17 protein-coding genes are annotated in these 18346 nt (G+C 76.0%); 15 read left to right on the forward strand and 2 right to left on the reverse strand.

Features of this window, described 5'->3' with window-relative positions; translation table 11 throughout:
- Positions 1-35 precede the first annotated feature (35 nt).
- Both ACWD4P_RS15565 and ACWD4P_RS15570 read right to left on the reverse strand, forming a co-directional pair.
- Positions 36-1499 carry an FAD/NAD(P)-binding protein gene (locus ACWD4P_RS15565; RefSeq protein ID WP_449779943.1) on the reverse strand — a complete coding sequence of 488 codons (1464 nt, stop codon included), beginning with the start codon at positions 1497-1499 and terminating at the stop codon, positions 36-38.
- 55 nt (positions 1500-1554) lie between these two features.
- Positions 1555-2550 (reverse strand): aldo/keto reductase family protein, encoded by a 996-nt coding sequence (locus ACWD4P_RS15570; protein WP_359829476.1) that lies wholly within the window; start codon positions 2548-2550, stop codon positions 1555-1557.
- 177 nt (positions 2551-2727) lie between these two features.
- On the opposite strand from ACWD4P_RS15570, the gene ACWD4P_RS15575 reads away from it, so the two are divergent.
- The 15 genes from ACWD4P_RS15575 (at position 2728) to ACWD4P_RS15645 (ending at position 18235) form a co-directional block, all read left to right on the forward strand.
- Positions 2728-4011: a glutamate-5-semialdehyde dehydrogenase gene (locus ACWD4P_RS15575; RefSeq protein ID WP_449779944.1), complete on the forward strand. Its 1284-nt coding sequence runs from the start codon at positions 2728-2730 to the stop codon at positions 4009-4011.
- A complete protein-coding gene (locus ACWD4P_RS15580) occupies positions 4004-5290 on the forward strand; it encodes an MFS transporter (RefSeq protein ID WP_449779945.1) in 1287 nt (428 codons plus the stop codon). Before ACWD4P_RS15575 ends, ACWD4P_RS15580 begins: the two co-directional genes overlap by 8 nt.
- A 210-nt stretch (positions 5291-5500) precedes the next feature.
- On the forward strand, positions 5501-6271 hold the full coding sequence (locus ACWD4P_RS15585; RefSeq protein ID WP_449779946.1) for a thioesterase domain-containing protein: 771 nt from the start codon (positions 5501-5503) through the stop codon (positions 6269-6271).
- Positions 6268-6546 (forward strand): acyl carrier protein, encoded by a 279-nt coding sequence (locus ACWD4P_RS15590; protein ID WP_359829474.1) that lies wholly within the window; start codon positions 6268-6270, stop codon positions 6544-6546. The genes ACWD4P_RS15585 and ACWD4P_RS15590 overlap by 4 nt, the downstream gene beginning before the upstream one ends.
- A complete protein-coding gene (locus ACWD4P_RS15595; protein WP_449779947.1) occupies positions 6543-7895 on the forward strand; it encodes a TrpB-like pyridoxal phosphate-dependent enzyme in 1353 nt (450 codons plus the stop codon). Before ACWD4P_RS15590 ends, ACWD4P_RS15595 begins: the two co-directional genes overlap by 4 nt.
- The gene (locus ACWD4P_RS15600; protein WP_449779948.1) at positions 7892-9061 is read left to right on the forward strand and encodes an acyl carrier protein; all 1170 of its coding nucleotides are present in this window, start codon (positions 7892-7894) and stop codon (positions 9059-9061) included. Before ACWD4P_RS15595 ends, ACWD4P_RS15600 begins: the two co-directional genes overlap by 4 nt.
- Positions 9058-10572, forward strand: coding sequence for a class I adenylate-forming enzyme family protein (locus ACWD4P_RS15605; protein WP_449779949.1), 1515 nt, complete (start codon positions 9058-9060; stop codon positions 10570-10572). Before ACWD4P_RS15600 ends, ACWD4P_RS15605 begins: the two co-directional genes overlap by 4 nt.
- Positions 10556-11854: a type III PLP-dependent enzyme domain-containing protein gene (locus ACWD4P_RS15610; RefSeq protein WP_359830793.1), complete on the forward strand. Its 1299-nt coding sequence runs from the start codon at positions 10556-10558 to the stop codon at positions 11852-11854. Before ACWD4P_RS15605 ends, ACWD4P_RS15610 begins: the two co-directional genes overlap by 17 nt.
- A complete protein-coding gene (locus ACWD4P_RS15615; RefSeq protein WP_449779950.1) occupies positions 11854-12120 on the forward strand; it encodes a phosphopantetheine-binding protein in 267 nt (88 codons plus the stop codon). The genes ACWD4P_RS15610 and ACWD4P_RS15615 overlap by 1 nt, the downstream gene beginning before the upstream one ends.
- A complete protein-coding gene (locus tag ACWD4P_RS15620; RefSeq protein WP_449779951.1) occupies positions 12117-13319 on the forward strand; it encodes an acyl-CoA dehydrogenase family protein in 1203 nt (400 codons plus the stop codon). The genes ACWD4P_RS15615 and ACWD4P_RS15620 overlap by 4 nt, the downstream gene beginning before the upstream one ends.
- A complete protein-coding gene (locus tag ACWD4P_RS15625; RefSeq protein WP_449779952.1) occupies positions 13312-14436 on the forward strand; it encodes an acyl-CoA dehydrogenase family protein in 1125 nt (374 codons plus the stop codon). Before ACWD4P_RS15620 ends, ACWD4P_RS15625 begins: the two co-directional genes overlap by 8 nt.
- Positions 14433-15206 carry a 4'-phosphopantetheinyl transferase family protein gene (locus ACWD4P_RS15630; RefSeq protein ID WP_449779953.1) on the forward strand — a complete coding sequence of 258 codons (774 nt, stop codon included), beginning with the start codon at positions 14433-14435 and terminating at the stop codon, positions 15204-15206. Before ACWD4P_RS15625 ends, ACWD4P_RS15630 begins: the two co-directional genes overlap by 4 nt.
- On the forward strand, positions 15203-16159 hold the full coding sequence (locus ACWD4P_RS15635; RefSeq protein WP_449779954.1) for a hypothetical protein: 957 nt from the start codon (positions 15203-15205) through the stop codon (positions 16157-16159). The genes ACWD4P_RS15630 and ACWD4P_RS15635 overlap by 4 nt, the downstream gene beginning before the upstream one ends.
- Before the next feature lie 2 nt (positions 16160-16161).
- A complete protein-coding gene (locus tag ACWD4P_RS15640; RefSeq protein WP_449779955.1) occupies positions 16162-17691 on the forward strand; it encodes an amino acid adenylation domain-containing protein in 1530 nt (509 codons plus the stop codon).
- Positions 17692-17716: 25 nt separating this feature from the next.
- The gene (locus ACWD4P_RS15645) at positions 17717-18235 is read left to right on the forward strand and encodes a flavin reductase family protein (protein WP_359828137.1); all 519 of its coding nucleotides are present in this window, start codon (positions 17717-17719) and stop codon (positions 18233-18235) included.
- The last annotated feature ends 111 nt before the right edge of the window (positions 18236-18346 follow it).

Consider the following 18346-nt stretch of genomic DNA (forward strand, 5'->3'; position numbering starts at 1 on the left):
CACTTCAGCGTTTGGGAGTGGGGGCGGGGCGCCGGCTACCGGCCGAGCAGTCCGGCCACGGACTGCGCCGCGCGTCGGCTGATCATCGACAGGTTGCTGGTGGCGGCGTGGAGTTCGCCGACCGCGGGCTGCCCGAGCGCGTACAGGCCGGGCGTGGGGGTGCCGTCCGGGGCGAGCACCCGGTTGGTCGCGAGGTCGATCCGCAGGCCGCCGAACCGGTGCGGCCGCGCCAGGCCGCCGGCGACCAGCGAGTCCATCAGCTCCACCGCGCGCAGCGGGACCGCGGCGCTCAGCGGGCGCACGGTGTTCACCACGTGGTCCGCCGCGTGGGTGAACTCCTCACCCTGGAGCAGGAATCCGGCGCGGTCCGGGTGCGGGGCCGCCGAACGGACGCCGCGCAGGATCTCCAGCCGGCCGGCCTCGACCAGCTCGGCCAGGGTCCGCGCGGAGTCCAGCGGCATCGGCGACCAGAGGCTGACCGCCATGGCGTGCCAGTCCCGCTGGAAGTGCCGGCGGTCCGGTTCGGCCAGCAGCGACCAGGCGTCCTCGATCTGCGAGTCGCCGGTGATCTGGGCGAGCACGGCCTGCCAGCGCTCGCCGCGTTCGGCCGCGTCCAGGTGGCGGCGCAGCCGGTCGTACGGCTGCGCCTCGACCCGGCAGGCGCGCAGCACGGCGGCCGGGTCCAGTCCGTGCGCCGCCAGCTCGCGGGCGACCAGGTCGCCCAGGGCGGCGACGGTCAGGCCGCCCGGGCGGGCGGCCAGTGCCCGGATCTCGGAGGGCGTGGCGACCAGGGTGGGCACCGAGACGGCCGGGTTGCGCACGCCCGGCAGCAGGCCGTTGCGCGAGACCATCCGCAGCGGCCCCCGGTGGTCGCGGCGGGCCAGTTCGAGTACCAGGTCGACCGCGCTCAGCCCGGTGCCGAGCACGCTGACCGCGGCGTCGGGCCGGATCGTGTCGGCGACCGTGCGCAGCGGGTACGGGTCGGGCAGGAAGCCGGGCAGCCCGGCCAGGCCGTAGCTGTCCACCGGCTCCGAGCTGCCGGTGCACAGGAAGGCGGCGTCCAGCGGGTGCTCCTCCCCGGCCGGGGTGCGGGCCAGGAAGCCCGCGCCGGACCGGAACAGCGCCACCACCCGCTCGCCGACCGTGCGCACCCGCACCGAAACGGCGGCGCCGTCCTCGACGGCCTGGTGGAAGGAGCTCTCCAGGTACTCGCCGAACAGCGTGCGCGGCACGTAGAAGTCGGGGTCCGCGGGCAGCGGGGCACGCGCCCGGTACCAGGCCAGGAAGTGGTCCGGCTGGTCGTGTCGCAGCGACATGTGTCGGGCCGGCTGGTTGACCAGGGCGGCCGAGGAGTCCGCCTGGTAGGCGCGCCCGGGGCCGTACTGCTTGTCCGCCTCGAAGACCGTCACCTCGATCGGGCGGCGGCCGTCGTGCCGGCGGACCAGCGCGTCAAGGACGCTGGTTCCGGCGGCACCGCCACCGATCACGCCTACTCGCACGGGGGCATCTCCTGGGTTCCGGAAGGATGTTGGGGGAGTGGGGCGGCGCCCGGCCTCAGTCGGTGAGCAGGCGCCCGATCAGCCGCGGGTCGTCCTCGACGGTGCCGTCCAGCGCGGCGTCGATCGCGGCGAGCACCTCGGGCTCCAGCCGCACGCCGACCGCCTTGATGTTGTCCGCGATCTGCTCGGGGCGGGAGGCGCCGATGATCGCCGAACCCACGTTGGGGTTCTGCAGCACCCAGGCGACGGCGAGCTGGGCCATGGTCAGGCCGCACTGCTCGGCGATCGGGCGCAGCAGCTGCACCCGCCGCAGCACCTCGTCGCGCATCCAGCGGGCGATGAAGGCGCCGCCCTCGGTGTCGGTGGCCCGCGAGCCGGCCGGCGGCTGCCCGCCCGGCAGGTACTTGCCGGTGAGTACGCCCTGGGCGACCGGTGACCAGACCAGCTGGCCGAGCCCGGCGCGCTCGCAGGCCGGCACCACCTGGGACTCGATCGCGCGGTAGAGCATGGAGTACTGGGTCTGGCTGGAGATCAGCGGGATGCGCAACTCGCGGGCCAGCTCGATGCCGCGGGTCAGCTGCTCGGCGTTCCAGTCGGAGACACCGATGTAGAGCGCCTTGCCCTGGCGGACCAGGTCCGCGAAGGCCAGCATGGTCTCCTCCAGCGGGACCGAGTGGTCGAACTGGTGGGCCTGGTACACGTCGACGTAGTCGGTGCGCAGCCGGCGCAGCGAGGCGTGGGCGGACTCCATGACGTGCTTGCGGCCCAGGCCCCGGTCGTTCGGGCCGCCGGGGCCGGTGGGCCAGTAGACCTTGGTGAGGATCTCCAGGCTCTCCCGCCGCTCGCCCTGGAGCGCGCGCCCCAGCACCTCCTCGGCCCGGGTGTCGGCGTACATGTCGGCGGTGTCGAAGGTGGTGATCCCGGCCGCCAGCGCGGCCCGGACCAGGGTGTGGGCCTGCTCCTCGGCGACCTGGGACCCGTGGGTGATCCAGTTTCCGTACGCGATCGCGCTCACTGACAGGCCGCTGCGGCCAAGACGGCGGTATTCCATGACGGACATCCAGCCAGCCGGGAAAGGCCGGGTCAAGGAGTTCGCCGACGGTCCATCAGGCGCCGCTATGGCGTTATCGAAGAACGCTATGGCGCTCCTCGGGCGGGCCGCGCGCGGCAGTACCGTCGCGAGTACCCGTGCATTCCACCGAAACCGCGGAAACCAGGTTGGAGAGAAATGGTCGACGACATCCTGCACGCGGCCCGCGAGGCCTTCGACACGGCGCCACCGGCCGGTGACGAGGCCTACGCGCGGTACTGCCACCGGCTCGCCGACGACCTCGGCGAGCACTGGCCCGGCGTGCTGGCCGCCAACGCCGAGGACCTCGACGAGGCCGCGGCCCGCGGGCTGCCCCCGGTCCTGGTGGAGCGGTTGCGGCTGACCGGCGAGCACCTGGCGGAGCTGGTCCGGATGGCCCGGGCGGTGCCGGCCGAGCTGCGCGCCGCGACCGCCCCGGACCCCGGCGTCCCGATCGCGGACTGGGGGGTGCTGCGCCGGGTGCGCAAGCCGCTCGGCGTGGCCCTGATGATCTACGAGGCGCGCCCGACCGTGACGGTCGAGGGAGCGCTGCTGTTCGCCGCCGCCGGCAACGCCGTGCTGCTGCGCGGCGGCAAGGAGATCGCCCGGACCAACGCCGCGCTGGGCGCGGTGGTGCGCGGCGCGCTGACCGCGGCCGGCCTGCCCGCCGCGCTGGTGACGGTGCTGGAGGACCCGAGCCGCAAGGTGCTGCGGACCCTTGTCACCCGGTCGGACGCGATCGACGTGCTGGTGCCGCGCGGCGGCCCCTCGCTGATCGACTTCTGCCGCTCGGCCGGCTCGGTCCCGCTGCTGGCATCCGGCGGCGGGGTCAACCACCTGTACGTGCACCGCACCGCCGATCCGGCGACGGCCGCCGCGATCACCCTGGACAGCAAGATCCCCGCCCCGGCCGGCTGCACCTCGCTGGAGGTCGCGCTGGTCGACGGCGAGGCGGCCGAGGGCTACCTGGCGGCCGTGCTCGAGCAGGCCCGGCGGGACGGCGTCGGCCTCACGCTGCGGCTGGACCCGGCGCTGCCGGAGCCCGCCGACCTGCCGCCCGGCTGCCGGATCGAGCGGCTCGGCGAGCACGACCTGGGCCGGGAGTTCCTCGACGCCACCATCGGGGTGGTGCCGGTGGCCGGTCCGCGGGAGGCGCTGGCCCTGGTGCGGCGGCACGGCTCCGGCCACACCGAGGGCGTGGTCTCGGGCGACCCGGCGGTGGCCGAGTGGTACGCCCGGCGGGTGGACGCCTCGGCCGTGGTGGTGAACGGCTCGCTGCGGCTCAACGACGGGCCCACCCTGGGCCTGGGCTCGGAGATCGCGATCAGCACCAGCCGGCTGCACGCCCGCGGGCCGGTGACCATCGGCGACCTGTTCACCCACAGCTGGCTGGTGGAGGCCGACGGCAGGCTGCGCGGCGGCCTGCCCGGCGGCGGTGACTGACGCCGGCCGGCGCGGCCGGCGCAACACCCGGGCCCTGGTCGGCTTCACCGCGGTCACCAACCTGGCCGACGGCGTCACCAAGGTGACCCTGCCGCTCACCGCCGTCCGGCTGGGCGGTTCGCCCGGCTCGGTCACCCTGGCGGGGCTGGCCTTCTCGCTGCCCTGGCTGCTGGCCTCGCTGCCGGTCGGGGTACTGGTGGACCGGGCCGACCGGCGCCGGCTGCTGTGGGGCGCGAACGCCGTCCGGCTGGCGGTGGTCGGCGCCCTGGGCGGGTGCGCGGCGGGCGGGCGGCTCGGCCTGCCGGTGCTGTACGGCGCGGCCCTGCTGCTGGGCACCGCCGAGGTGGTGGCGCTGACCGCGGCCGCCGCGCTGGTGCCGGCCGCGGTGCCCGAGCCCGGGCGGGAGCGCGCCAACGCCTGGGTGGCCGGGGCGGAGACCGTCTGCAACGAGCTCTGCGGGCCGTTCGTCGGCGGGATGCTGGTCGCGGCCGGAGCCGGTTTCGCGCTCGGCGCCGCCTGGCTCGGGTACGCGCTGGCCGGGGTGGCGCTGGTACTGCTGCGCGGGCGGTTCCGCGCCGCCGGCCCCGACGGCGACGGTCCCCGGCCGCCGGTGCTCCGGGAGATCGGTTCGGGCCTGGGCTTCCTGTGGCGCACCCCGCTGCTGCGGGCGCTGGCGCTGACGCTCACGGTGCTGTGCGCCTGCTGGGGCGCCTGGCTGGCGCTGCTGCCGCTGTACGCGCAGCGGGAGCTGCGGCTCGGCCCGGGCCAGTACGGCGCGGTGCTGGGCATGCTGGGCCTGGGCGGACTGGTCGGGGCGGCCGCCGCGGTGCGGCTGAACCGCCGGCTCGGGGTGCGCGCGGCGATGTTCGCGGATGTGCTGGGCACCTGCGCGATGCTCGGCACCCCGGCGCTGACGGCCAGTGTGCCGGCGGTCGCGGCGGCCGCCTTCGCGGGCGGTGCGGGCGGCACGCTGTGGCGGGTCAACGCCCGTACGATCGGCCAGCGGCTGGTGCCCGAGGGGATGCTCGGCCGGTACAACGCGGCGCACCGGCTGTTCAGCTGGGGCGCCGCGCCGTTGGGCGCCGGCCTGGTCGGGCTGCTCGCCGACCGCTTCGGCATGCGCGCGGCCTTCGCCGTCTTCGCGCTGGCCGCGGCGCTGGTGGCCCGTCCGTTCCTGCGCGCGCTGGCTCCCGGGGTGCCGGCCGCCGCCGCCCTCGGCGAGGCTGCGCCGGACGGCGCCGCATCACCTTCTTCTATGACGGCGGCAAAAGGTCTTTGACCAACTTTCGATCCGTGGGGGATGCTCGGTCAGGAAAGCCGGTGGATCGCCCGGAGGATTTTCCGGGGCATTCGCCGAAGCCGGGTCTCCGAATTCACCGACCCTGCTGCTTCCACCGCACCCACCGCATTCATTGAATTCATTGCATCCACTGCATTTGTCGAATTCGCCGTGATCGGGGAATTCATGACGGGGGAGTCCTGATCGGTCGTGACTGAATTCGATTCCCCTCTGCTGGTGCCCGTGCGGCGGTCGTCGGGTGCGTTCCGCTCGGTCCTGATCCACCCCACGGGCGGCGGGCTGAGCCCGTACCTGGCGCTGGCCGGACGGCTGGCCCGGTACGGTCCGGTGCACGGCGTCCGGGCCGCCGGGCTGCTGCCCGGCGAGCGGCCGGGCGACTCGGTGGCCGGGATGGCGGACGACTACCTGGCCCTGCTGCGCGGGCTGCCGTCCGCCCCGGACCTGCTGGTCGGCTGGTCGCTCGGCGGCGTGCTCGCCTGGGAGCTGGCCGCGCGACTGGCCGGCACGGGGCAGCGGCCGCCGGCCGTGGTGCTGGTGGACAGCCACCGGCAGCGGCCGGCGCGGGCCCGACTGCCCGCCGAGGTGCACGAGGCGGTCGCCGAGGCCGCCCGCACCGCCCCGGGCCGTACCGACCCGGACTGCCTGCGGCGCACCACCGACGCGCACATCGCGGCGGTCACCGGGCACCGGGTCACCGCGCCCCACCGCGGACCGGCCCTGCTGCTGGCCTGTGCCGGCGGCCGCCGTGAACGGCAGACCGCCGAGTGGCGCGAGATCGCACCGGACCTGACGGTCGGCCACCTGGCCTGCGGGCACTTCGAGGTGTTCCGCCCGCCGCACCAGCAGGAGACCCTCCGGCAGATCGACGCCTTCGTGGCCCGGCTCGCCGCCGACTCCCGGAACACCCCGCACCCTCCCCACTGCTCCGCCCTTCCTGACTCCCTTCGGAGGAACCGATGACCACCGGACCTGACCGCGGCGCGGTCGCCGAGTCCGTCAAGCGCGTGGTGATTGCCGAGTCCCGGCTCTCGCTGCGGCCGGCCGACATCAGCGACGAGGAGCCGCTGAACGGCGAGTTGCTGAGGATCAACTCCCTCGGTTTCGTCGGCATGCTCGTCCGGCTGGAGGACGAACTGGACGTGGAACTGCCCGACGACCTGTTCGTCGGACGCAGCTTCCACACCGTGGCCGACCTGGTCGACGCGGTCGCCGCCGGAGCGGCGGTGGCGCGATGAGCGCGGTGGCCCTGCCGACCCGCTGGCGCAGCGTCCTGCCGCACCTGGGCCACGAGCTGCCGCCGGACCGCACCCCGGAGTCCGCCGGCGGCACCGGGCTTCAGGTCAACCTGCCGCTGGTGCTGGCCCGGCAGAGCATCCAGTCCAAGGAGTACTGGGACATCCCGGCCGAAGTGGTGGACGCCTACCGGGCGTTCCGCCCGACGCCGCTGTGGCGGGCGCGCGGCTTCGAGCGCGAGGTCGGCGCCCGGGTGCCGATCTACGTCAAGTACGAGGGCGGCAACATCTCCGGCAGCCACAAGCTCAACACCGCGCTGGCGCAGGCGTACTACTACGCCAGGGCGGGCGCCAAGGAGCTGGTCACCGGGACCGGTGCCGGCCAGTGGGGCACCGCGCTGGCCGCCGCCTGCGCGATGTTCGGCCTCAAGTGCACCGTCTTCATGGTCGGCGGCAGCCTGCGGCGCAAGCCCTACCGGGGCACCCTGATGCGCACCCTGGGCGCGACGCTGCACGCCAGCCCGAGCCCGCTGACCGAGGTCTCCCGCAACCGGGCCGCCGGTGACGTGAACAGCCTGTCGCTGGCGATCGGCGAGGCGGTGGAGTACGCCGGGCGCACCGAGGGCGCGGCGTTCTGCATCGGCAGCGGCGAGACCTACAGCATCCTGCACCAGTCGGTGATCGGGATGGAGGCCATCGAGCAGCTCCAGCAACTCGACGCCCGGATCGACACGGTGGTCGGCTGCGTCGGCGCCGGCTCCAACTTCGGAGGCATCGCGCTGCCGTTCTTCGCCGACGCGGCGAGCCGCGGCGCCGACCAGCCGCTGCTGGTGGCCGCGGAGTCCAGCGCCACCCCGAAGCTCACCCGCGGCGTCTACGCCTACGACCAGACCGACGCCACCGGGACGGGGCCGCTGGAGGCGATGTACACCATCGGCAGCTCCTACCCGATCCCGGACTCGCACTCCGCGGGCCTGCGCTTCCACGGCGCGGCGAAGCTGCTGTCCGCGATGCGCCACCGGGACCAGATCGCGGCCACCGCCGTCGGCCAGGTCGAGGCCCTGGAGGCCGGCCGCCTGTTCACCCGCAGCGAGCTGGTGCTGCCCGCGCCCGAGTCGGGCCACTCGCTGGCCGCGGCCGCAAAACTGGCGGCCGGCGGGGCCGACGGCATGCGGTCCGAGCACGGCGTGGTGGCCGTGGTCAGCGGCCACGGCTACCTCGACCTGGCGGCCTACCAGCAGCTGATGGACGGCGAGTTGGTCAACGAGGGCCCGCTGGAGGCGGCCCTGGGAACGGCCATGGCCTCCCTCGGCCGGGTGCCGGTCGACGAGCCCGCGGGCAGTCTCGGATGAGCGGGCGCGAGGAGCTCTTCGACTGCCTGCAGGTCAACCTGGCGGCGCTCGCGGACCGCTGGCACGGCGCCGGCACCGGGCTGCGGCTCGGCGCGGTGCTGCGCTTCCGGCCGCAGCCCGGCCCGGACGGTCTGCCCACCGTGGAGCGCGGGGTGGAGCAGCAGCTCGCCGACGCCCGGGACCTGCTCGGCCTGGACACCGCCGAGCCGCGGCGGACCGAGCCGGCCGAGCTGATCCGGCCCGGTGACGGCTGCTACCTGGTGGCCGATGCCTACCACCTGCCCTGGGTGCCCTACTTCGGGCAGCGGCACATGGAGCACAGCCTGCTGGTGCGGCCGGCGGACGGCGACGCGGTCGAGGTGCTGGACGGCTACCACAACGAGACCCCGTGGGGCAGCGCCCGGCCGGGCCGGTGGACGCTGGACCGGGACGACTTCCTGGCGGCGCTGCCGCAGGGAGCCCTGGTCGCCCGGCTGGCACCGGTGGCGCCCACCGCGACCGCCGACCCGGTGGTCGACCTGGCCGGGCCCGCCGAGGTGGCGCGCTACGCCGCCGCCTACGCCGGACATCCCGACCGCGTGGCCGCGCTGCACCGCCTGACCCTGGAGACCTGGCTGCTGCTCAGGTCCCGAAAGCTGCACGCCGCCCACCTCGCCGCGACCGGCGTACCGGTGGACGAATGGGCGGTCGCCGACCGGCTGCGTGCCTGGGAGGCGCTGACCGAGCAGGTCTACCTGGCCTACCGCCGGGTCGAACGCGGCCGGCCCGAGCCGCAGCGCCTGTCCGACCGGCTGGTCGAGCTCCTGGAGGGCGACCGGGCCGTGTTCGGCGGCGCCGGCCGCGCCACCGCGGCGGACCCGGCCACGGCCGGGTCCGCGCCCTCGGAGCAGCTGCGCCGGACCGTCGCCGAGGCGGCCGCCGCCGTGCTGCGCACCGAGCCCGGCCCGCTGCTGGACGGCGCGCCGCTGACCGACAGTCCCGCCTTCAGCTCGTTCCGGATCGTGGAGATCGTCGAGCGGCTGGAGAGCGACCTGGGGATCGAGTTCGATCCCGACGACCTGGTGCCCGAGCACCTGCACCTGGTCGACGCCATCTGCCGTGCCGTGCTGCGCGCCACGCCCGCCGACACCGCCGCACGGCTCGTCCACTCGGGGGAGGCCCGATGAGCGCCCAGCCTGCCGTCCTGCACGAGCTGCTCGACCGAGCGGCCGAGCGGTGGCCGGACCGGCCGGCCGTCTCGGCCGGCGAGCACAGCCTGACCTACCGTCAACTCGTTGACACCAGCCACCGGGTGGCCCTTCTGCTGGCCGGGCACGGCCTGCGGCGCGGGCGTCGGCTGGTGATCAGCGCGCCCAACTCGGTGGAGCTGCCGGTCCTGGTCACCGCGGCCTCGCGGATCGGCGCCCCGTTCGCGCTGCTGCACGAGCAGGTGCGCGGCGCCCAGCTGGAGCACGTGCTGGCCGACTGCGAGCCGACCCTGCTGGTCGGCGCCGACCCGGACGGCCGGGCGGCCGCCGAGGCCCGGGGCGTCAAGGCCCTGGACATCGCCGAGTTGACCGACCTCGCCGCCGGCCCGGTGCCCGACCGGACCGCGCTGCCGGCCGGCCCGCTGCCGGTCGACCCGGTCTGCCTGATCTACACCTCCGGCACCACCTCGCTGCCCAAGGCCGTGGTCAGCACCCACCAGCAGCTGGTCTTCGCCGCCGGGGCGATCCAGCAGGTGCTCGGCTACCGGTCCGACGACGTGGTCTACAGCCCGCTGCCGCTCTCCTTCGACTACGGGCTCTACCAGTTCTTCCTGGCCGCGCTCGGCGGCGCCCACCTGCGGCTGGGCCGCCCCGCCGAGGTCGGCCCGCCCCTGCTGACCAACCTGGAGCGCAGCGGTGCCACCGTGCTGCCCGCCGTCCCGGCGGTGGCCGACGCTCTGGGCCGCCTGCTGCGCCGGGCGGGCGACCGGGCCCTGAAGCTGCGGCTGCTCACCAACACCGGCGCGGCGATGCCGCCCGAGGCGCTGGCCCAGCTGCGCGCCCGGATCCCGGGCCTGCGGGTGCAGTTGATGTTCGGCCTGACCGAGTGCAAGCGGGCCACGATCATGCCGGTCGACGGCGACCTCGACCGGCCCGGTTCCAGCGGGGTCGCGCTGCCCGGCACGGAGGTCTTCGTGGTCGGCCCGGACGGCGCCCGGCTGCCCGCCGGCGAGGTCGGCGAGATCGTGGTGCGCGGGCCGAACGTGATGGCCGGCTACTGGCGCCGGCCCGAGCTCACCGCCGAGCGGTTCCACCGGGCCGAAGGGCTCTTCCCCGAGCTGCGCACCGGCGACTACGGCTGGCTGGACGACGAGGGCTTCCTGTTCTTCGACGGCCGCCGGGACGACATCTACAAGGAGAACGGCTTCCGGGTGAGCGCCACCGAGGTCGAGGCGGCCGCCCGCCGCATCCCCGGAGTGGCCTCCGCCGCGGTGCTGGCCCCGGCCGCGGGCCGGGCGGCCCTGCTCTTCGTCACCGGCGGGCTGACCTCGGCCGAGGTGCTGCCGGCGATGCGCGAGCAGATCGAGCGGTTCAAGGTGCCGGGCCGCTGCCTGGTGCTCGACCGGCTGCCGCTGACCGGCAACGGCAAGGTCGACCGCAAGGCGCTGGCCGTCCTGGCGGAGGAGGTGGAGCGTGTCCGTGCCGACTAGCGCGCCCGCGCCCGCGGTGCTGCCGGTCCCGCCGGCCGTCCTCGCCGCGGTGCCCACCCCGGCGTACCTGTACGACCTGGCCGAGGTGCGCCGCAACCACGGCCGGCTGCGTGCCGCGCTGCCCGAACCGACGGGCCTGTACTACTCGTTGAAGGCCAACCCGCACCCGGCGCTGCTCGCCGAGCTGCGCCGCTGCGGGGCCCGCCCCGAGGTCTGCTCGACCGGCGAGCTGGACGCCGCGCTCGCCGCCGGCTGGCCGGCCGACCAGGTGCTCTACACCGGCCCGGGCAAGCGGGACGAGGAGGTCGCGGACGCGCTGGACCGCGGGGTGCGCCGGTTCTCGGTGGACTCGCCGCACGGCATCGAGCAGCTGGACCGGCTGGCGGCGGCCCGCGGCACCGCGGCCGAGTGCCTGCTGCGGATCAACGAGGACCAGCCGGCCCCCGGCCAGGGCCTGGCGATGACCGGCGTGGCCTCGCAGTTCGGCGCCGACGCCGACTGGGTGCTGGCCGAGCCGTCCCGGTTCGGCGGCCGGCCCGCCGCCCGGGTCGTCGGCCTGCACCTCTACATGGGCTCCAACATCGCCCAGGTGCGGGACCTGCACGCGCAGTTCGCCCGCTCGCTGGGCACCGCGCGGCGGATCGGCGAGGCGCTGGCACCGTACGGCGCCGAACTGCGGGTGCTCGACCTCGGCGGCGGCTTCGGCGCCCCCTTCGCCAAGGCCGGCGCTCCGCTGGACCTGACCGCCCTGCGGCCGCTGCTGGAGGAGCTGTTCGACGCCGAGGCCCCCGGCTGGCGCACGGGCGCGCCGGAGCTGGTCTTCGAGTCCGGCCGCTACCTGGTCGGCACCGCCGGCACCCTGCTGACCGCCGTGCTGGACGCCAAGCGCTCGCACGGCAAGGAGGTGGTGGTGCTCGAATCCGGCATCAACCACCTGGGCGGCATGTCCGGGCTGCGCCGGCTGCCCCCACTGGCCCCGCACCTGGTTCGCGCCCGCGACCCGCACGACGGGTCCGAGCGGGACACGCTGGTGGCCGGCCCGCTCTGCACCCCGCTGGACACCTGGAGCCGCGGGGCCGCGCTGCCCGCGCTGCGCCCCGGTGACCTGGTCGCCGTGCCCAACGTGGGCGCGTACGGCCTGTACGCCAGCCTGGTCGCCTTCCTGGGCCACCCGCTGCCGGTGGAGGCGGTGGTCGACAGCGACCGCCCCGAGGCGGCACCCGAGCTCACCAGGGTCACCTTGACCCGGATCCCCGTCCCGGCCCACCGAGGAGAGAACTGATGGACCCCCGACTGCCCGAGCTGCTGCGCCCGTTCCTCAAGTTCGCGGGCGACCGCGAGATCACCGCCGAGTCCCCGCTGCGCGAGTTCGGCCTGGACTCGATGCAGGCCATCGAGCTGCTGTTCGCCATCGAGGACACCTTCGACGTCTCGCTGCCGGACGAGGACATGAACGACGCCACCTTCGAGACCGCGGGCAGCCTGTGGACCGCGGTGCACCGCGCGCTGACCGCGGCCGGCCGCGCCGACGAGGTGGTCGGCGCATGAGCGCACCGGCGATGACCGCGGCGCCCGTACGCCCCGAGCGGATCGGTGCCGCCGACCTGGCGGCGCTCACCGAGCGGGTGGCGAAGGTGACGGCCGAGCACGTGGAGCACACCGACCGGGAGGCGGCCTTCCCGGTCGCGGCGCTGGCCGAGCTGCGCGCCACCGGCCTGCTCGGCCTGCTGGTGCCGGTCGAGTACGGCGGCCTCGGCGGCACGGTGGCCGACCTGGTGGAGGCGAGCATCGCGCTGGGCCGGGTCGACATGTCGGTCGCGATGGTCTTCGCGATGCACGGCCAGCAGGTCGCGGCGCTGGTGCGGCACGGCGGCGAGCGGCTGCGCGCCGAGGTGCTGCCCGAGGTCGCGGCCGGCCGGGTCTACCTGGCCTCGGTCACCACCGAGGCCGGCAAGGGCGGGCACCTGCTCAGCGCCGAGGCCGCGCTCGCCGCGGCCGACGGCGAGCTGCTGGTGGACCGCTTCGCCCCGATCGTGACCGGCGGTGAGCACGCCGACGCCTTCCTGGTGACGATGCTGAGCCCGCACGCCACCAACCCCGGCCAGGTCTCGCTGGTCTACGCCCGGCGCGACCAGCTGGAGATCGAGCGCTCCGGCGACTGGCAGCCGCTCGGCATGCGGGCCAGCCACAGCGTGGCGCTGCGGCTGCGCGGCAGGGTCCCCGAGCACCAGGTCGTCGGCGCGCACGGCGACTTCCGCTCGGTGGTCACCGGCGTCTTCGGCCCGCTCGCGCACCTGGGCTGGTCCGCCTGCTGGCTGGGCACGGCCGCCGGCGCGCTCTCCCGGGTGCTGCGCCTGCTGCGCTCCCCCGAGGGGCGCAAGCAGTCGAACCTGGAGTCGGAGCTGCTGCTGACCCGGCTGTCCCGGGCCCGGCAGCGCCTCGACACGGTGTACGCGCTGCTGGTGCAGACCGAGCGGACGGTGGCCGAGGCGGCGGACCTGACGCCGCCGAGGATCCAGCTGCGGCTCAACGCGCTGAAGATCACCGCCGCCGAGGAGTGCTACGCCGTGGTCGACGAGCTGGTGGACGCGGTGGGCATGCGGCACGGCTACCTCAAGGGCTCGCCGACCCGGCTGGAGCAGGCGCTGCGCGACCTGCGCTCGGCGGTGCTCAACTACAGCAACGACCGGCTGCACCTGGCGGACGGCAGGCTCGCCCTGCTCGACCCGGAGGTGCGCTTTGACTGAGTCGCCCGCCCCGGCCGACTACCGGGCGCTGCTGGAGCGGGCGTTGGAGCCGTTGCCGGCCGGGGCCGCGGCGGCGCGGGTCTGGCGGGCGCTCGGCGAGGCGGGCGCGCTCCGCGAGCTGTACCGGGACGGCGGGCCGACCGGCCCGGTCGCCGATCCGCGGCGGCTGCGGGCCCTGCTGACCGCCGTCGACGCGCGCGGCGACAACGGCGTCACCCTGGCGGTGCTGGTGCAGGCCGCCAGCGCGCTGCCGATCGCCGCCTCCGGCACCGCCGGGCCGGTGGCCGAGGCCGCCGCGGCCGCGCTGGCCGGCGCCGCCACGCTGGCGCTGGCCGCCACCGACACCGCCGTGCCCGGCTCGGACCTGGCCGGCCTCGGCACCGAACTCTCCTACGAGGGCGAGGAGTTGGTGATCGACGGCGGCAAGCGCTGGGTGACCGGGGCGGTGACGGCGGACCACCTGCTGGTGCTCGCCCGGCACCGGCCGGGCCGGCACTTCACCAGCTTCGGCTGGGTCCTGGTGCCCACCGCGGCGCCGGGCGTGACGGTCCGGCCCGCCGGGGGCGGGTTGCTGGCGGGCGCCGGGATCGGCCACGTCGAGCTGCGGCAGGTGCGGCTGCCGGCCGCGCACCTGGTCGGACGGCCCGGCCGGGGCATGGCGCTGTTCGCCCGGCACATGGGCACCGAGCGGCTGGCCGGGGCGTACTGGGCGGTCGCGCTGGGCAGCCGTACGGTCGCCGCCACGGTGGAGCTGCTGGAGCGCCGCACGGTCGAGGACCGGCCGCTGTGGCAGCATCCGGCGGTCCGCCAGCAGCTGGCCGGCTGCCTGGTGGCGCTGCGCCAGCTGAGCGCGCTGGCCGACACCCTGGCCGAGCGGATCACCGCCGGCCCGGACCTGGCGGCGGCGGCGCTGCTGAAGGCGGCGGTCGGGCAGGGCATCGACCCGGTGCTCGACCGCTGCGCGCACCTGCAGGGCGCCGAGGGCTTCGCGCCCGGCGGCGCCCAGCTGACCAGGGCGGAGGCGGGCGTGCTCGGGATCGGCGGCGGGGTCACCGAGCTGATGCTGGACGCGGTGGCGGACGGCGCGCCGGCGCTGCTGGCGGAGCTGCGCTCGTGAGCACCACCATGTCGCCGCGGCCCCCGGACCCGGCCGGCGTCGGCCTCCCGGCGGCGGGTACGCCCTGCCGCCGGCCGGCGGACGGGGTCTGGACGGCCGACGGACCGCTCGACCACTGGGCCGCGGTCGCGCCCGACCGGGCCGACCTCGACGCGGCCCGCGCCCTGGCGCCCCGGCGGGCCGAGGAGTTCCTCGCCGGCCGGGCGCTGCTGCGCCGGCTGCTGACCGCGCTGCTGCCCGAGCTGGCCGCCTCCCCGGTGGTCCGCGAGCCGCGTGGCCGGCCGGTGCTGGCCGCCGCCCCGGGCGTCGGGATCAGCGTGTCGCACGACGGGGACCGGGTGGCCGCGGCCGTCGCGCCCGGCCGCCGGGTCGGGGTGGACCTGCAGCAGGTGCCGGACGAGGTCTCGCCGCGGCTGCTGCGCCGCTGCCTGCGCGAGCGGGCGGCGGCGCTCGCCCCGTGGCCCGCCGGGCTGCGCGCCGCCGAGCTGGCCTGGGTGTGGACGGTGCAGGAGGCCTGCGTGAAGGCCGAGGGCACCGGCCTGGCCGGCCTTCCCTGGCGGATCGACGTGCCGGTCGGCGCCGAGCGGGGCCGCTGGCGCGGCCTGCGCTGGATCAGCCTGCGCGGCCGCTCGGCGGTACCGCTCAGCTGCGCCTTCTCGGATCCGGTGGCCGACCCGACGGCCCGTGACCTGATGATCCGTGAACCCTGGGCCCGCGACCCGCGGACCTTCGACCCGCGGACCTTCGACCTGGAGACACCGTGCACATGACCGCGCTCGCGGCCTGCGAGCCGCAGCTGAGCTGCTACACCACCAACCTGGTCGCCTACCTGGAGGCGACCGACCCCGGGATCCGGCGCCGGTTCGGCCACGCCGTGCGGCTGGCGGTGCGCACCGACCTGCCGGCCGGCCACGCCGCCTTCTCGCACCACGAGCGGGTGGACGCGGGCCCCGACGGCCGCGGGCTCGGCTACCGCGGCGCGCCCGACTGGGAGCGGGCGCGCGCCGGGCTGCTGGCCGAGCTCGAAGCCGAGGGCCAGGTGCTGGTGGCCGGCAACACCCGGTACCTGCCGTGGTCGCCGGCCGCCGGGCAGGCGGACGCCCCGCACTGGCTGCTGCTGCGCGGCCGCAAGGGTGACCGCTGGCTGCTGGCCGACCAGTTCGCCGCCCTCACCCCGTACGGCGAGCAGGAGCCGTTCCTCGGCTGGGTCGGGGAGGAGGAGCTGGCGCGGGCGCTCACCCCGGTCCCCGAGCCGCCGGCCGAGGTCGCCGCCCGCGACGGCCTGGCGCTGGGCCTGGCCGTACCGGTGCCGCCGGCCGGCCAGTACCGCTGGCTGCGGCGCACCGCCGACCCGGGCGACCCGCAGGCCGGGCCGGGCCGGCCGGGCCCGGGGGAGTGGCTGCTGGGCGACGGCCCGGTCGTCGCCCACCTGCTGGGGGTGCTCACCGCGGACACCACCGCGCCCGCCCGGTACGCCGACGACCTGTGGGCGGCCTCCTGCCACTACGCGCACCGCAACTCGGTGCTGGCGGCCGAGGGCCGGGTGGACCCGGCGCGGGCCGCGGCCGCCACCGTGGCCTGGGCCGAGCTGCCCAAGGTGCTGCGGTTCGCCGCCGAGTCGGCCCGGCGCGGCCGGCCCCGCAACGGCGTCATCGAGCGCGCCTTCACCCAACTCCTCGACGTCACCGAGGCGTTGGGTGCCGACCCGGTCCTGAAGGGATGAGCATGGCACAGACCCTCTACCAGCGGTTCGCGGCCTCGGTGGCGCGGTTCGGCGCCGAGTGCGCCCTGGAGGTCGGCGAACGCCGGCTGAGCTACCGGGAGTTGGGTGAGCTGGCGGACGGGCTGGCGGCCGCGCTGGTGCGCGCCCACGGCGGGGTTCCGGCCCGGGTCGGGCTGCTCGCCGAGCGCAGCGTGCTCGGCTACGCCGGCTACCTGGCCGTCCAGCGGCTGGGCGGTACGGTCGTCCCGCTCAACCCGGCCTTCCCGCCCGCCCGCAACGCCGCGATCGTGCGGGCCGGCCGGCTCGACGTGGTGCTGCACGAGCGGGGCGACGGGCCGCCGGCCGAGCTGTCGGTGCCGGTGCTGCCGCTCACCGAGCCGGCCGGCGCCGTCGCCGCGGGCGAACTGCCCGAGGTGCCCACGGACACCGACGGCTTCGCCTACGTGCTGTTCACCTCCGGCTCGACCGGCACCCCCAAGGGCGTGCCGATCACCCACCGCAACGTCTCCGCCTTCCTCGACCACGTGCTGCCGCGCTACGGGGCGGGCCCGGGCAGCCGGCTCTCGCAGACCTTCGACCTCACCTTCGACCTGTCGGTCTTCGACATGTTCCACGCCTGGGGCAGCGGCGCCTGCCTGGTGGTGCCGAGCCGCCGGGACCTGATGGCCCCGGTGCGCTTCGTGGCGGAGAAGGAGCTGACCCACTGGTTCTCGGTGCCCTCGATGGTCTCCTACGCCCGGCGGATGCGGGCGCTGCGGCCGGGCCGGATGCCCTCGCTGCGGTGGAGCCTGTTCTGCGGCGAGCCGCTGACGCTGCAGCAGGCCGAGGCCTGGCAGGGGGCGGCGCCGGACAGCGTGCTGGAGAACGTCTACGGCCCGACCGAACTCACCATCAGCTGCACCGAGTACCGGCTGCCGCGGGACCGGGCGCGGTGGCCGCGGACCGCCAACGGCACGGTGCCGATCGGCCTGCCCTACCCCGGCGTCGAGTACCGGATCGTGGACGCCGAGGGCCGGTCCGCCGATCAGGGCGAGCTGCACTGCCGCGGCGCCCAGCGCTTCCCCGGCTACCTGGACCCGGCCGACGACGCCGGCCGGTTCGCGCCGGACGGGTCGGCCGCGGCCGCCCCCGGGGCGGCCGGCCCGCCCGCCGAGGCCGACTGGTACCGCACCGGGGACCGGGTCGCGCTGCAGGACGGCCACCTGGTGCACCTGGGCCGGGTGGACCACCAGGTCAAGGTGCACGGCTACCGGGTCGAGCTGGGCGAGGTGGAGGCCGTGCTGCGGGAGCAGCCGGGCGTGGTGGACGCGATCGTGGTCGCGCTGCCGGATCCGGGCGGCGAGAACGTCCTGGTCGCGGCCTGCACCGGAACCGGCCTGGACGCCGAGGAGTTGGCGGCGGGGCTGCGCGGGCGGCTGCCCGGCTACATGCTGCCGCAGAGCACCACCGTGCTGGCGGAGCTGCCGTTGAACGCCAACGGCAAGGTCGACCGCGGCGCCGTCGCCGCAGCGCTCGTCAGTCGGCAGGGTTGAACCCGATGAGAACCGGAGGAGCACGATGAAGACCGAGGACGCGTACCGCCCGGCTGTCACGAGCCGGCCCGAGTCCGGCGGCCCGGACGCCTACCGCGAGGCCATCGCCCGGCTGCCCACCGGGGTGGCGGTGATCACCGCGTCGGGCGCCGAAGGCCCGGTGGGCTGCACCGTGAACGCGGTGATGTCGCTCTCGTTGGACCCGCCCAGCCTGCTGGTCTCGTTCGGAACCGGCAGCCGGACGCTGGCCCGGGTGACCGAGGCCGGCCGGTTCGCCGTCAACGTGCTGTCCTGGGAGGACCGGCGGCTGGCCCGGCAGTTCGCCACCGGGACGGCCGCCCAGCGGTTCGCCGGGGTGCCGTGGGCCCCGGTGCTCGGCGTCCCGGTGCTGAGCGGTGCGGTCGTGGGCCTGGTCTGCGACGTCAGCGAGACGATCCCGGCGCTGGACCACACCCTGGTGGTCGGCCGGGTGCGGACCACCACCGGGGTCGACGCGGAGCCGACGGTGCTCTTCGGGCACGGGCAGTACGCGCTGCGCGGCTGAGCCGGCCGCGGTCGGGGTGAGGAGACCTTCGTCACCGCCGTCGGGTACCCGGCGAACATCGACTACGCCGCCCACCAGGTGAGCTGCGCGGGGACCCTGGAGCGGCTGATC

This window comes from Kitasatospora sp. NPDC002543, assembly GCF_053594915.1.

Coding starts and splice junctions, on each gene's coding strand:
- ACWD4P_RS15600 (WP_449779948.1), top strand. CDS start 7,892: ATGAGCGGGCGCGAGGAGCTCTTCGACTGCCTGCAGGTCAACCTGGCG.
- ACWD4P_RS15635 (WP_449779954.1), top strand. CDS start 15,203: ATGACCGCGCTCGCGGCCTGCGAGCCGCAGCTGAGCTGCTACACCACC.
- ACWD4P_RS15590 (WP_359829474.1), top strand. CDS start 6,268: ATGACCACCGGACCTGACCGCGGCGCGGTCGCCGAGTCCGTCAAGCGC.
- ACWD4P_RS15570 (WP_359829476.1), bottom strand. CDS start 2,550: ATGGAATACCGCCGTCTTGGCCGCAGCGGCCTGTCAGTGAGCGCGATC.
- ACWD4P_RS15620 (WP_449779951.1), top strand. CDS start 12,117: ATGAGCGCACCGGCGATGACCGCGGCGCCCGTACGCCCCGAGCGGATC.
- ACWD4P_RS15615 (WP_449779950.1), top strand. CDS start 11,854: ATGGACCCCCGACTGCCCGAGCTGCTGCGCCCGTTCCTCAAGTTCGCG.
- ACWD4P_RS15645 (WP_359828137.1), top strand. CDS start 17,717: ATGAAGACCGAGGACGCGTACCGCCCGGCTGTCACGAGCCGGCCCGAG.
- ACWD4P_RS15605 (WP_449779949.1), top strand. CDS start 9,058: ATGAGCGCCCAGCCTGCCGTCCTGCACGAGCTGCTCGACCGAGCGGCC.
- ACWD4P_RS15595 (WP_449779947.1), top strand. CDS start 6,543: ATGAGCGCGGTGGCCCTGCCGACCCGCTGGCGCAGCGTCCTGCCGCAC.
- ACWD4P_RS15575 (WP_449779944.1), top strand. CDS start 2,728: ATGGTCGACGACATCCTGCACGCGGCCCGCGAGGCCTTCGACACGGCG.
- ACWD4P_RS15640 (WP_449779955.1), top strand. CDS start 16,162: ATGGCACAGACCCTCTACCAGCGGTTCGCGGCCTCGGTGGCGCGGTTC.